This window comes from Myxococcus sp. CA039A, assembly GCF_013336645.1.
Classification (GTDB): domain Bacteria; phylum Myxococcota; class Myxococcia; order Myxococcales; family Myxococcaceae; genus Myxococcus; species Myxococcus llanfairpwllgwyngyllgogerychwyrndrobwllllantysiliogogogochensis.
The window spans coordinates 15,347-29,265 of sequence record NZ_JABUMQ010000003.1; the positions used below are offsets into that span (position 1 = coordinate 15,347).

A 13,919-nucleotide genomic window follows, 5' to 3' on the forward strand; every position below is an offset into this window, starting at 1 on the left:
ACAGGAACGCGTAATCCATCCGATTGGTATGTCTCCCAATGATGGAGGCGCTCGTGCCGAGGATGCGGTCACAACGGTTGTCACGAGAGCCAGCGGAGCGGGGACGGTGGTGGCGCCCGGTGGTGCTCGGGCTGGTCTTGAGCGGGGCTGCTGGCTGCGAAGGAAACATCTCCAACCCGGAGGGCCCCGGTGGAGGACCCGGCCCCGGTACGCCCACCGCCATCGAGAAGCCAGCCCCGTCCGTGCGGATGGCGCGCCTGACGCACGTGCAGTGGACGAACAGCGTGCAGGAGCTGCTCAGGCTGGATGCGCCGCCCACCACGCTTGCGGGCACCTTCCGCGCGGACCCCGCCCAGAGCGGCTTCCTCTTTGACAACGATGCGCGCGCCCTCTCCGTCGACGAGGCCCTCTGGGGCGCCTACCAGCGCGCCGCCGCGGAGCTCGCCGGCCAGGTGACGACGGACGCGACGAAGCTCGCGCGTGTGCTGCCTCCGTCGGCCGACACCGGCGAAGCGCGCGCCCGTGCCTTCGTGGAGTCCTTCGGCCTGCGCGCGCACCGGCGCCCGCTGACGTCCGAAGAGGTGGAGAGCTACCTCGGGCTGTACCGCAGGGGCCCCCAGGCCTACGCGGACATGGCGGCCTTCGAGGGGGGCATCCGGCTGGTGATTGAGGCCTTCCTCCAGTCGCCCCACTTCCTCTACCGCGTGGAGCGCAGCACGCAGGCCGTGCGGGACCGGGTGCCGCTCGACGACTACGAAGTGGCTTCGCGGCTGAGCTACGGCCTCTGGAGCGCCATGCCGGACGACGCCCTGTTCGCCGCCGCGAGCGAGGGCACCCTGCATTCCCGCGAGGGCGTCGCCACACAGGCACGGCGCATGCTCCAGGACGCGCGCTCGAACAAGGTGGTGGAGGCCTTCCACCGCACCCTCTTCGACGTGCCCCGCTATGCCGCCATCCGCCCCTCCCTCACGCGCTACCCGCAGGTGTCCGAGCGCCTCGGGGAGCACGCGGCCCGGGAGACGACCCTCTTCGTCCAGGACGTCGTCTTCTCCCGCAAGGGCGGCTACAGCGACCTGCTCACCTCGCCAGCCACCTTCGTCAACGACGAACTGGCGCGGGTCTACGGGCTGAGTGGCGCGTTCACCGCCGACTTCGTCCCCGTGACGTTGGACTCGCGCGAGCGCAAGGGCGTGCTCACCCAGGTGGGCTTCCTGGCCGCGCACGCGACGTCGGTGGACCCGGACCCCATCCACCGCGGCGTCTTCGTGTCCGAGCGCATCATCTGCCGGAAGATTGGCGCGCCGCCGGCCAACATCCCACCGCTCCCCGCCCCGCAGGGCCGCACCAATCGCGAGGTCGTCGCCTCGCACACCGAAGTGCCCGGGAGTGCGTGCGCCAGCTGCCACTCGCACCTCATCAACCCGCTCGGCTTCCCCTTCGAGAACTTCGACGCCATCGGCGGCTACCGCACCACGGACAACGGACATCCGGTGGACGCCAGCTCGACTCCCAACATCAACGGGGAGACGGTGCCGGTGCGCGACGCGCTCGACCTGGCGGACGCACTCGCGGCCAATGAAGGGGTGCATGCGTGCTACGCGCAGCACTGGGTGGAGTACCTCCACGGGCGCCCGTTCGCCCACGAGGATGGGCCGTTGGTGGAGCGGCTCGGAAAGCTGTCGAAGGCGGGCAACCTGCCCATCGTCGACCTCGTCGTGGAGGTCGTCACCAGCGAGGGCTTCGTGAATCGCCACCCGGAGGAGCTGCCATGAAGCTGAGTCGCCGGATGGTGTTGAAGGGCCTGGGCGGGACGATGCTGAGCCTGCCGTTTCTCGAGGGGCTGGTGCCGAGGACCGCCCGCGCGGCGGATTTGGGGGCGCTGCCGTACGCCATCTTCTTCCGGCAGGCCAACGGCGTCGCCTCGGCCCAGACGACGTCGGAGCTCGGCGCGGAGCCGGAGCGCTTCTGGCCGCGCACCCTGGGCGCGCTCACCGCGGCGAGCAGCGCCGGGCGGGCCGTGGACGTGCTCAAGGACCACCTCGCGGACCTGCTGCTGGTGCGCAACATCAACATGAAGGACTACAACTACGGGGACGGCCACGCCCGCGGCGCCATGCAGGGGCTGACCGCGCGGGGCCCCGTGGTGGAGGGCGCGGGCGGCGGCTCCGAGTCCGGAGGCGAGTCCATTGACCACCGCATCGGCCGCGAGCTCAATCCGCAGCAGCGTGACTCGCTCGTCTTCTACGCGGGCCGGCGTGGCGGCTGGCTCGGGGGGCCCTGCCTCTCCTACCGGAGCAGCAACGTGCGCCGGGCCGCGCTGCATGACCCGTGGAATGCGTACCAGACGATGATTGGCGGCCCGGGAGGACTGACTCCCGAGGCTCGCGAGCAGCTCCTCGTCCGGCAGCGCAGCGTGAACGACCTGGTGAAGGCCCAGCTCCAGTCGCTCCAGCAGCGTCCCGAGCTGAGCGCGTCCGACCATGAGCGCTTGGACCTGCACCTGTCCAACGTCCGGGACCTGGAGGTCGCCCTGAGCTGCCGCATGCGCGCGGACCAGGAGCTCATCCTCCAGCAGCAGTCACCCGGCTATGACAGCACGGACGGCACCGAGGTGCTCGCCACCGCCAGGCTGCACATGGACATCGCGGTGATGGCGATTGCGTGCGGCACCAACCGCGCGGCCGTCATCCAGGTGGGCAATGGCAACGACGGCGACACGCGCTACCGCGACCCGGACACGGGGCAGTTGATGGAGAACTTCCATTACGTGTCCCACCGTCGCACGTCGCACGACTCCAGCGGCGGCATCATCACCGGCTCGGACCTGCTGCACCACCACGTGGACGTGCAGTTCGCGCGCGCCTTCAAGCACCTCCTGGACCGGCTGGCGGCCTACCAGATGCCGGACGGAAAGCGACTCATCGAGCACGGCGTGTCTGTCTGGTACAACGACCTGGGCAACGGGCCGGCTCACTCGGCGCGCAATGTGCCCTTCGTCCTGGCGGGCAGCTGCAATGGCTTCCTCAAGCAGGGCGTCTACGTCGAGGCGTCGGGCGGCGGCAATCCCAACCACAACCGGATGCTGAACACGATTGGCACCGCCGTGGGGCTGAGGAACGCGGCCGGCGGGAGCCTGGACGACTTCGGCGACCCGGCGCTGACCAAGGGCGTGCTCTCCGAGCTCATCGCCTGAGTAGACGATGGCGACCTGCTCCAGTGTTCGACGCTGGAGCAGGCCCTACCCCGTGCCTCAGTAGAAGGTGATGGTGAACTGCTCCCATTGCCCCACGGAGGCACCGGCGGCATACACCCCGCCGTCGCCCCCGTTATCGGCATACAGGTAGCGGGGGGTGAGGAGATTGTTCGTCGACAGGGCCACGGTGTCTCCGGTGCCGATGGTGAGCAGGCCCGTGCCGGATATCTTCGAGATGCGGAAGGTTTCATAGCTGCCAGGCGCCGTGGGGGTGGCTGTCACCTCCGAGCCGCCACCGTTCACGGCCATGAGATAGTTGCCGTTGACCGTCTGCAGGTGGATGAGGTCGCCGGTCTGCAGCTCGAAGCCGTTGCGGTCCACCAGTTGGAACTTCTCCCAGGGACCCACGGCGGCACGATTGGCGTTCACCGCGCCGCCGCCGCCGCCCTCGGCCACCACGTAGTGGCCGCGCAAGGCACGCAGGGAGATGGTTCTTGAGTAGAGACGCGCCACGGTGGCCGCGTCCGTGATGCTCAGCGAATCGCGCTGCCCGATGGCCTGCCCCCCCAGGGGCTCGATGGTGGGCAGCCCATTCTTCGAGAACGCCGTCCTCGGGTAGTGCATGATGGAGCCGTAGTCATAGGCGAGGATGTCGTCACCGTCGGCGATCTGCTGGTTGAAGTTCTGCTCATAGCCCGCGGTGATGTTCTCGGGCCGGACGAGCACGTAGTTATTGCGGTCCTCGCGCGACTGCTCGTGCCACAGCCCCAGGGCATGTCCGATTTCATGGATGGTGTTGCCCGTGGTGCACCCGGCCTCCAGCGTCACCACCTGCCTGCCACCAATTCGTCCCACGTGGGCACTGCACCCGGCGCCCGTCTGGAAATTGACGTAGTTCGGGTACAGCGCCGCGTTGAGCACGTTGCGTTGCACGAAGCGCAGGTGCGTACGCTGTTGCCAGTGGTTGATGGCGTCCGTGATTCGCGCCTGGTTTGGCACAGCCGCGTCGATGGTGTAGGGCACCTCGGAGTTGGTCCAGCGGAAGTTTGCTCCGGTGATGGCCACGCCCTGGGCGTGGACTCCCGGGGCGTCGAGACCTCCCCGGGCCTTCACCTCGCGCACGCGCGCCTCCATCTCCTCCACCGTGCCGAGAATCATGTCTCCATCGAGGATGGCCAGTCCATCCACCTCGGCGTACTTCACTGGCACCAGCTTCCCTCTCGCGGCGTTCCAGGCGTAGCCCTCGCGAACCGGGGCGCCAGCCGGCACCCGGGCCATCTCCGGGTCCAGGGCGGGACGCGACTCCAGTCCCTCACCGCAGGCGGTGAGCAGCAGGCTGGGGATGAACAGTGCAACCAGCGCGGACTTCAATGTAAGTCGAAGCATGGTGCCTCCTTTCCGGAAGGCATTCCGGAAAGCAGGAGACAACCACATCGCTCTGACATTTGTCGTTTGGAATTAAGGGCCCGCACCAATTCACGGCATGCCCCGGCGCCTCCGCCGAATGGAAGAGATGCACTGCATATGCATTCATGGGCGCCAAGGCGAACGGGTACCTGTGGATTCCCCGTATGGGTTATAGCGCCAGGACTCGGGTTCCAGGCGTAACCACACGAGTAGACCCCTTCTACTTTGCGGACATGCGGGAACAGACGCGGAGACGATCAAATGCATGTGATGGACTCTGTGTCCATGGTCCTCAAGTGCTTTCTGGCGGGTCGCCAGAGGACGCTGGCCATTCACATGTTGCTGGCCGAATGGGAGGGAGAAAGGAATAGTGTCTTTCATTCCATGGGGGGCTGGTCCATTCCGGGTTCCATCCTGTTCCTTGGGGGAGAAACAAGATGCGAAGCCGTCAAGGTGTGCTGTGGTCGTGGGGGCTGGGCCTGACACTGGTCTTGTCACTGGGGGCGTGTGGTGTGGATTCCCGTCCTCCCGCGGATGGGGTGTCGCAAGAAGACCCCGGGGCGTTGACGAGTGAGCCGCTGGAAGCCTCGTTCACGTGGGACCCGTATGCGGACGCGGTGGCGTCGGGCACCAATGCGGCGGTGCTCAACGCGAGCGCGGCGCTGGGCGCTCCGGATGGACAGGTGGCGACGCTGCTGGGCCTTCTCAACGCGGCGCTGGTGCTGGACCTGGGTGCGGGCGAGGAAGGCACCGGCGACCTGCGCGTCTACTACAAGGGCTTGTCGTTGGCGCTGGTGGCCCAGGTGGACTTCCTGAAGGCGGATGGGACCTACATCGGCTCCAGCTCGTTGCATCTGGTGGAGCTGGGCCTGGGAACGCATATCGCCGTGGCGACGTACCCGGGGAACGTCCCCTATCGCTACGTGCGCCTGAAGGGCGCGGTGGCGCTCTACCTGGTGGACGCGGTGGAGACGTCGCTGCGGGCCGTCTGTGGTGATGGGGTGCTGGGCGGATTCGAAGTCTGTGACGACGGCAATCAACTCTCGGGAGACGGCTGCAACAGCGTCTGCCAGTTGGAGCCGGGCTACACCTGCACGGGACAGCCGACAGTGTGTACCGACATCGACGAGTGCGCCGCCGGTACCGACAACTGCGACGACAACGCCACCTGCACCAACATCGGGGGCTCCTTCACCTGCGCCTGCACCGCGGGGTACGAGGGCGACGGCGTGACCTGCACCGACATCGACGAGTGCGCCGCCGGTTCCGACAACTGCAACGACAACGCCACCTGCACCAACATCGAGGGCTCCTTCACCTGCGCCTGCACCGCGGGGTACGAGGGCGACGGCGTGACCTGTACCGACATCGACGAGTGCGCCGCCGGCACCGACAACTGCAGCGAAAACGCCACCTGCACCAACATCGGGGGCTCCTTCACCTGTGCCTGCAAGGCGGGGTACGAGGGCGACGGCGTGACCTGCACCAACATCGACGAGTGCGCCGCAAGCCCCTGCCTGAACGGTGGCACCTGCATCGACGGCGTGGGGAGCTACACCTGCAAGTGCGCGCCCACCTACGAGGGGAACATCTGCCAGTCTTGCTCCGGCACCCTCGCGGACTGCAACGCGAACTCGTCCGACGGCTGCGAGGTGAACCTCCAGAGCGACGCCGAGAGTTGCGGCGCCTGCGGCATCGTGTGCTCGACGGGACAGATCTGCTCGAACGCCACCTGCCAGGCCATCCCACCCGGCCAGGTCCCCGGCACGCCGGTCAGCTCCCCCGCGAACCACAGCCCGCTGGCCCCGACGGTCGCCGATGTGAATGGCGACGGCAAGCTCGACATCCTGGTGGCCAACGCCGAATCCGGTTCGACCCAGACGCCCTCTGGCTCGCTCTCCGTCTTCCTGGGGAATGGCGACGCCAGCGTCCAGCCAGAGGTCAACTACGGGAGCGCCTCGCTCTCCAGCAACGCGGTCGTGGCCGTGGACGTGGACGGTGACGGGTGGCTCGATGCCGTCACCGTCGACGGCCAGACCAACCTGCCCCTCATCAACGGAAACATCAGCGTCTACAAGAACCTGGGCTCGAGCGCGCCCGGGACCTTCGGCGCGCCGACGAGCTTCACCACTGGCACCCCGGGCTCCGTCCACCTCTGCACCGGGGACTTCGATCACGACGGGGTGGCTGACATCGCCACGACAAGCGTGACCCAGAACCAGGTGAGCGTGCTCTTCGGCACCGGCGCGGGCAACTTCGGCGCGCCCACGTTCATCGGCATCCCGAACACCGGCGGCGCGCAGTCGACCACCGCCTGCCGTGACCTGAACAGCGATGGCTTCTCCGATCTCGTGGTGACGAGCCCCGCCAGCGCACGCCTGTCGGTCCTCATCAACCAGGGCGACGGCTCGTTCGCCGCACCCGTCGCCTACAGCAATTCCGCCAGCGGCCAGACGGCGGGCATCGCCTTCGGCGACGCCGACGGCGACGGCACACTCGACATCCTCTCGAACGGCGCGGCCGGCCGGTACCTCTTCTTCTTCAAAGGGAACGGCAACGGCACCTTCGCGAGCGGCGCTCAGTCAATCGCCGCGGCCAATACGGCCACCAACTCGGCGCTGGGCGTCGTGGCCGGTGACTTCAATGGCGATGGCAAGCTCGACGCCTACATCCTCGTGACAGCGGCCTCGGGCGGCGTCCGCCCGATGACCGGCAACGGCAACGGAGGCTTCAGCTCTGGCGCCGTCGTCACGACCGGCGCCTCGCCTGGCCTCAACGCCATCGCCACCGCGGACATGGACGCGGATGGGTACCCCGATCTCATCCTGACCAACAGGGGATCCAGCACCGTGACCGTGGTCCCCAACGGACTCTAGGTCGCTGTCCGCGATACCGCGATGGGACAGTGTGCTCTGAGTTCAGCGCGGTCTCGGTAGGAGGATCGGTGCGCCGCGTGCTTCGCCGCGCGGCGCACCGGAAGACGCGCAGGCGCCTGACGGGCATTGCGTCGCTGGCTCGGGCTGCTGCGCGCTGGGCGCGCTTTTCGTAGAGTCCCACGCCATGAACCTCCTCACCTTCGGTCTCAACGTCACTTTGGACGGGTGCATCGACCACACCCAGGGCATCGCGGACGACGAGCTGCACGACTATTGGACGCAGCTCATGGACCAGAGCGGGGCGATGCTCTTCGGGCGCAACACCTACGAGCTGATGGAGGGAGCCTGGCCCGCGGTGGCACGCGACGAAAAGGCGCCGCGTGCGATGCGCGAGTGGGCGCAGAAGCTCGAGGCGAAGGCAAAGTACGTCGTGTCGAGCTCGCGGAGCGACTTTCCGTGGCGGAACACCATCAAGGTGGAGGGTGACCTTCGCGAGGCGATCTCGGCGCTGAAAGCGAAGACCGAGCGGGGTGTCCTCGTCGGAGCGCCCAAGCTCGCGGCTGCACTGGAGGAGTTGGGGCTCATCGACGAGTACCGCATCGTCGTTCATCCCATCATCAGTGGCCGCGGGCCGACGTTGTTTCAGGGCCTGTCGAGTGCGCGGCAGCTCGAACTCCTATCGACGCAGCGGTTCAAGTCCGGCGTACTGGCGCTCCACTTCCGTCGCAAAGCGGGATGAGTTGGAGTCTGTGACTCCGCGCCAGGCCCCTCCCGACGCACGGGAGCGGGCCTGGGGCAGTGGGCCAGACGTCAGTCCAGGAGGTTCGCCAGGCCCGCGTACGTGTTGGGGCCGGGGATGCCGTCGAGCGGCCCGCTGTAGCCGCCCCGGTTCGCCAGCGACTGGAGCACCTTGTACGTGTTCGTCCCGGGGGCCCCGTCAACGGGCCCCGTGTACCCGGCGCCGCTCAGGAAGGTCTGGAGGCCCCGCCACGAGTTCACGCCCGGGGCCCCATCGGGGGGGCCCATGTACCCGCCCAGGCGCGCCACCCGCTGCAGCGCCGCGTAGGACTGGGTGCCCATGACACCGTCGATGGGGCCCGTGTAGCCGAAGCCCCGCAGCACGGTCTGCACGCCCTTCCAGGACTGGGTGCCCATGGCACCGTCGATGGGGCCCGTGTAGCCGCCCTTCGCGGCGAAGCGCTGGAGCGCCGCGTAGGACTGGGTGCCCATGACGCCATCCACGGGTCCGGAATAGCCATACCCCCCGAGGACCTGCTGGACGCCCTTCCACGTGTTCGTGCCGGGGACGCCATCCACCGCGCCGGTATACCCGCCCGCGCTCGCAATCCGTTGCAGCGTCACGCCCTGGGCCTGGGTGACGGGCGGCACGGGACCGGAGGACCCGTCCAGGTACGCCTGGATGCCGTTATAGGTATTGGGGCCGGGGACGCCATCGATGGGGCCCGTGTAGCCACCGTCCTGGGCCAGCAGTTGCAATCCCTTGTACGTGTTGACGCCCGGGACGCCGTCGGCCGGCCCCGAGTAATACCCCAGCTCACGCAGGACCTTCTGGATGCCCGTCCAGGTCTGGGCCCCCGGCACGCCGTCAATGGGGCCGGTATAGCCCCCGCGGCGCGCCAGGTTCTGGAGGATGGTTCCCTGCTGGGCGGTGATGACGGGGGGGCCTCCGCCGCCACTCCCTCCGGGGATGGCCGTGGGCGGAGGCGCCGTCGCGCCCAGCGGGGGCTGGGCCAGTCCGGCGAACGCGGACAGCTTCGCGACGTTCAGGTCGAGCGGAATCCCGTTCTGGTTGCCGGACGACGTGTACTGGTGGATCTCCCACGTGGGATAGGCCGTCCCCACGGACGGGTTGCCCGGCGTGCCCGTGTAGTGGGCAATCCAGAGCTTCGAGCCCACGGCCTGCGTCTGGGGCCAGGTGTGGGCCTTGAGCAGACTCGAGTACGTGTACAGGAACGGGGCCTTGCCCAGCCGCGTCTTGACCGCCTGCATGAAGCTCGCGGTCAGGGAGTCGTTCCAGAAGATGCCGTTGTCGATGGCCTCGTTGTCGAGCACCAGCAGGTCACCGGGCCGGTGGTCGTAGAGGTGGTCCACGAAGTACTGCGCGTCACCGGCCGGGGTGTACGAGCCCGCCACCCAGTAGTGCCCCACGAGCAGCCCGGCCGCGCGGGCCCGGGCGACCTGCTGGGTGTAGTAGGGCGCGACGTAGAGGGGAGAGACATTGGAGCCGCCGGCCTTGACGATGGCGAACTGGTAGCCGGCGCTCTTGATGGCATTGAAGTCCAGGTCCCGCTGAGTCGTGCCGACATCAATCCCATACACACCGCTCATCCCGGACGGCGGAGGCGTTCCGGGGTCCTGGGCCAGCCAGGTGGTGAGCCCCGCGTAGGTGTACTGCCCCGGGAAGCCATCCACGGGGCCCGTGTACCCGCCGAGCTGGGCGAGCCGCTGGACTCCCTTCCAGGTGTTCTCACCCGGCACGCCGTCGATGGGGCCGGAGTAGAAGCCCTTGCCGGTGAGGACCGTCTGGATGCCCTTCCACGTGTTGACGCCGGGCACGCCGTCCACCGCGCCCGTGTAGCCGCCCCGCTGGGCCACGCGCTGGAGGATCTTCCCCTCGTCGATGCTGATCTGGATTCCCCCGGAACCTCCACCGCTGCCGGTGCCTCCGCCGCTGCCGGTGCCGAGCACGTTGCGGATGAGCGGCGCGGGGTCGCTGACGTTCTCGCCGAACGCGGCGTTGTTGGTGGTGCCCCGGGTCATATGGAGGTGGGGCCCGGTCCACGCCGAGCCGTGGTCGTCTCCCGCGCCCGCCACGTACGCGATGATGTCTCCCTGCTGGACGTAATCGCCCACCGCGAAGCGCGTCCGGATGACGTGGGCGTACCCGGAGAAGTCGCCCGGAGCGGACTCCACCGCGAGGGTGTGGCCCACGATGGAGGAGTACTGCACGCGGCGAACGATGCCCGAGCGGAGCGCGGGGATGGCCTGGCCCGCGCTCGCGTAGAGGTCCAGCCCCCGGTGCCCCAGGGGACCGTAGTAGGGGCCCTTGACGCCGAAGCGGGTCCCCCACCGGGACTCCGCGTAGAAGGCCTGCACGTTGGACGGTGCGAGGGCCTGCGCTTCCTGGACCACGTCGGTGGGGCTCCCGGAGCCTCCCGTGTCCGGGCCTCCGCAGGCGGTCAGGACGACGAGCAGGCCCCACAGCAGCTTCGTCGGGGTCAAGAGGCGGCGCGGGTTGAAGCGCCCTGGACGGGCTCGGGTATTCATGTCGCTCCCTGGTTGGATGACTCGAACCAGAGCAGATTTAGCATGAAAACGTGAAATTCTTGCGATGGAGGTGTCCTGCTCCCCTGCTGGACGCCTGGGCCTGAATCAGCGCAGAGGCAATCCCAGCCGCATTGCCAGGAATGAAATCATCACGTCGGCCGCGGCCTGGGTGTATTCGTTCGTCATGCGGCCATGAAGGTAGAAGGACATCCGCAGGCTCGCGGTGCCGAACTCCACCGCCAGCGCCGCGATGTCCGGCGAGCCCCGCGGGATGTCGATGCCGTGCGTCGCGAGCAGGTTGCGCGCGAGCGTGCCGAGGCGCGCGATCGTGGACTCGAGCGCGCGAAAGCTCACATCCGAGACCGGTCCGGTCAGCAGGACGACCTGCGCAGCCGGATGCGTGCGGTAGAAATCCGCCGCCTCCTGAACCATGCGCGTGAGCGGTTCCTGCCAGTCCTTGGCCCCCAGGAGGCTTTGGGCATAGTTCGTCAGGTGCGCTTCCAGCGCCGCCAGTTGGCGCTCCGCGAGCTCGTTGAGCAGGGCTTGGGGGGTCGGAAAGAACTTGTAGATCGTCGAGCGCGGGTACTCGAGACGCTCCGCCAGCGTCGGGATGGAGAAGGCCGAGAGCCCTGATTCGAGCAGCAGCTCCTCCGCCGCCTGGAGCACGGCATCGACCCGGACCTTGGCGCGCTGCTGCTGCGGCTTGCGCGCCACGAAGTCTGGGTTGGGAGCGGATTGACGCGCATCGTCAGCCATGGCGCTTGACTCCATTGCGTCCGTCGCGGACTCGCAGTCGGCCAGGCGGGTTCTTCCACGCCAGGGTTCGCTCGACAACCTGGCGGTGGCGGCCGAGTCCTTCCTTGGACTCGACGCCCGGACGGGCACCCGCCCAGCCCTGACTTTCGCAAGAGGCGGTTAGGCGACAAATGTCGCCTACGGCACTTTGGCGACAAATGTCCCTTTTCGGGGTACACGTGAAGTGCGCTCATACCGAGTGTGCGTCTCGGAAACTGATGTCTCCGAGCACGCGCCCAGCCGGTCGGACCGAAGCCCCATCCGACCGACCCACAGGCTGTCAGGAGGAGGGACGTCATGGCGGCACGTCTGACTCGAAGCGTTCTCGTCGCGATGTGTTTTGTCTGTGTCGGCGGCACACCGGCGGCAGCACAATCGGACCTGCTCGGCAGCAAGCGTGGAGGGCACTACTGGTTCGATTTCTGTACGGGCAAGTCCGATGCGACGCTCCTACCGCCCGACCCACGGTCACTCGTGACGCCGACGGCGAACAAGAACGTCGTCTTCAACGTGGGATGGAACTCGTGCATGAACCGGGCTCCGCTGACGTGTGGCGAGCTGCGGTCGACCAATGCGGCTGGAGGGCGGCTGCTCGGCGGAAACGGAAGTCCCGATGCCGGCTGGGAGTTCAGCGGCCATTCCGCCTGGAGTCTCTGGTCGATGTCGGCGTCCCAGTACAACGCGCTGTGGCTGAGGTGGGGCCTGCCGTTCCGCCCTTCCGACTTCGACAACCTCGTCGCCGAGCGCTACGGCACCCCGCTCAGCGCGCAGCGCAATCCGTATCCTCTCCCGTTCGAGGATCCGAACCGCACGAACGGTGGCTCCGGCCAACTGCCGATGGCACTGACCCAGACACGCAATCCCGACGGCTCGTGGAGCGGACAGATCGGCGTCACGTGTTCGGTCTGTCACAGCGGCCAGATTGGCAAGGCGAGCGACGGCGCGGGCCTGGGGGCACTCCACGGCACCAACGGCCTCACCGACGCGTCCCTGTTCCTGGGCGAGCTCGGAGGCCTCAACCCCGCCTTCACGATTGCCTCCCTGAACCGCATCCGCGGCACGGGGAACATCACCAACTTCCAGCTCTTCGCCCTACTCACCATCTTCGACCCCGACGGGACCATCCCCGGCGTCATCCTCAATCCGGAGATCTGGGCGGCCGGCTCGACCGGCACGGAAGACCCGCCGAACTGGTGGAACCTCGGGCACCGGCCGGTGAAGTTCTTCGACGCCGGGATGAGCAGCGACGCCACGCGCATCGAACTCTCGTGGTACATGCCGGGCGCCGCACTGCCGAACTACGAGGGCGGCTACGACTGGATCCTCGAAAACGAGTACGAGGCGAACACCTGGATGCTCGGTCTGAAGTCGCCGGCATACCCTCTACCGGTCAACACGGCGCTCGCGCAGCAGGGGTCGCTCCTGTTCCACACGCTCGATCTGTGGGCAGCGAACCGCAACAACCCGGTCGTGAAGCCGCAGCAGGCCGGCAACGGCTCGTGCGCGAGCTGCCATGGAGCCTACGCGCCGCGCTACGTGAACGATCCAAACTTCCTCGCCAATCCCTTGTTCGAGGGCATGGCGGCCAACGTCACGGCGATCAACGTCATCGACACCGATGAAGCCCGACTGCTCGCCAACGACGGAGCCGTCGAGACCCAGGCCAAGTACAGCTTCTTCGGGTACAACGGCCAGGACGGGTGCGCCGAAAAGTACAACATGATCGGCTATCTCGCGCAGCCTCTCTACGGTATCTGGGCGTCCGGCCCCTACTTCCACAACGGCTCGGTGCCCGACCTCTGGAGCTTGCTCAAGTCGTCGGACCGCCCGCGGATCTGGCGTCGCAAGTCGAAGTCGCCGAGGTTCGGCGTCGTGATGGGATTCGAGACCGACCTCGCGAAGGCCTATGACCAGGCCAAGGTCGGGTGGAAGTACGACACGATTGCGTGCAGCCACCTGACCTTCTCGCCGTTCAACCACTGCAATCCGTGGGATCCGAACGAGACGCCGCTCATCGAGGGCGGGCTGTCGCTGCTGTACGGCAACGGCGCGCTGGCCTGGAACCTCCTCGGCAGCATCGTGTCCCCAAGTTTCTCGAACTCGGATATCGAGGATCGCAAGATCTACAACACCCGGATGTTCAGCCAGTCGAACTCAGGCCACACGTTCACCGACGTGCTGACCGATGCGGAGCGCACCGCGCTGATCGAATACATGAAGACGTTGTGAGTCCTATCCCGGAGCGTGGCGGGGATTCGCTCGCCACGCTTCGGCACACTCCATCGGCGCCAGGGGAGAGGCGCCTGCGCGGTGGGTCGCCTGCAACGGAGCATGAGAAGGAGAGGAGCCCTATTGGGCGT

The 13,919-nt window shown here is 67.5% G+C and carries 8 protein-coding genes and 1 pseudogene; 5 read left to right on the plus strand and 4 right to left on the minus strand.

Annotated elements, in window-relative coordinates; all coding sequences use genetic code 11:
- Positions 1-62: 62 nt before the first annotated feature.
- Both HR086_RS00645 and HR086_RS00650 read left to right on the plus strand, forming a co-directional pair.
- On the plus strand, positions 63-1,772 hold the full coding sequence (locus tag HR086_RS00645) for a DUF1592 domain-containing protein (RefSeq protein ID WP_246136946.1): 1,710 nt from the start codon (positions 63-65) through the stop codon (positions 1,770-1,772).
- Positions 1,769-3,193, plus strand: coding sequence for a DUF1552 domain-containing protein (locus HR086_RS00650; RefSeq protein WP_174452955.1), 1,425 nt, complete (start codon positions 1,769-1,771; stop codon positions 3,191-3,193). The genes HR086_RS00645 and HR086_RS00650 overlap by 4 nt, the downstream gene beginning before the upstream one ends.
- 57 nt (positions 3,194-3,250) lie before the next feature.
- Here the strand turns inward: HR086_RS00650 and HR086_RS00655 are convergent, their stop codons facing one another.
- Positions 3,251-4,579 carry a M12 family metallopeptidase gene (locus HR086_RS00655; RefSeq protein ID WP_174452956.1) on the minus strand — a complete coding sequence of 443 codons (1,329 nt, stop codon included), beginning with the start codon at positions 4,577-4,579 and terminating at the stop codon, positions 3,251-3,253.
- Positions 4,580-5,037: 458 nt separating this feature from the next.
- Between HR086_RS00655 and HR086_RS00660 the strand changes: the two genes are divergently transcribed.
- Together HR086_RS00660 and HR086_RS00665 are read left to right on the plus strand one after the other, a co-directional pair.
- Positions 5,038-7,476, plus strand: coding sequence for an FG-GAP-like repeat-containing protein (locus tag HR086_RS00660; RefSeq protein WP_174464544.1), 2,439 nt, complete (start codon positions 5,038-5,040; stop codon positions 7,474-7,476).
- A 184-nt stretch (positions 7,477-7,660) separates the two neighbouring features.
- Positions 7,661-8,215 (plus strand): dihydrofolate reductase family protein, encoded by a 555-nt coding sequence (locus HR086_RS00665; RefSeq protein ID WP_174464545.1) that lies wholly within the window; start codon positions 7,661-7,663, stop codon positions 8,213-8,215.
- Between the two features lie 71 nt (positions 8,216-8,286).
- On the opposite strand, the gene HR086_RS00670 is transcribed toward HR086_RS00665, so the two are convergent.
- The 3 genes and pseudogenes from HR086_RS00670 to HR086_RS49660 all read right to left on the minus strand — a co-directional run.
- Positions 8,287-10,764 (minus strand): GH25 family lysozyme, encoded by a 2,478-nt coding sequence (locus HR086_RS00670; RefSeq protein ID WP_174464546.1) that lies wholly within the window; start codon positions 10,762-10,764, stop codon positions 8,287-8,289.
- Between the two features lie 105 nt (positions 10,765-10,869).
- Entirely contained in the window at positions 10,870-11,520 is a 651-nt protein-coding gene (locus HR086_RS00675; protein WP_174452960.1) for a TetR/AcrR family transcriptional regulator, read from the minus strand.
- A gap of 25 nt (positions 11,521-11,545) precedes the next feature.
- A pseudogene (locus HR086_RS49660) lies at positions 11,546-11,647 on the minus strand (IS5/IS1182 family transposase); the annotation flags it as partial.
- Positions 11,648-11,856: 209 nt separating this feature from the next.
- Here HR086_RS49660 and HR086_RS00680 point away from each other — a divergent pair.
- Complete coding sequence (locus HR086_RS00680) at positions 11,857-13,788, plus strand: hypothetical protein (RefSeq protein ID WP_174464547.1); 1,932 nt, start codon at positions 11,857-11,859, stop codon at positions 13,786-13,788.
- Positions 13,789-13,919: the final 131 nt, after the last annotated feature.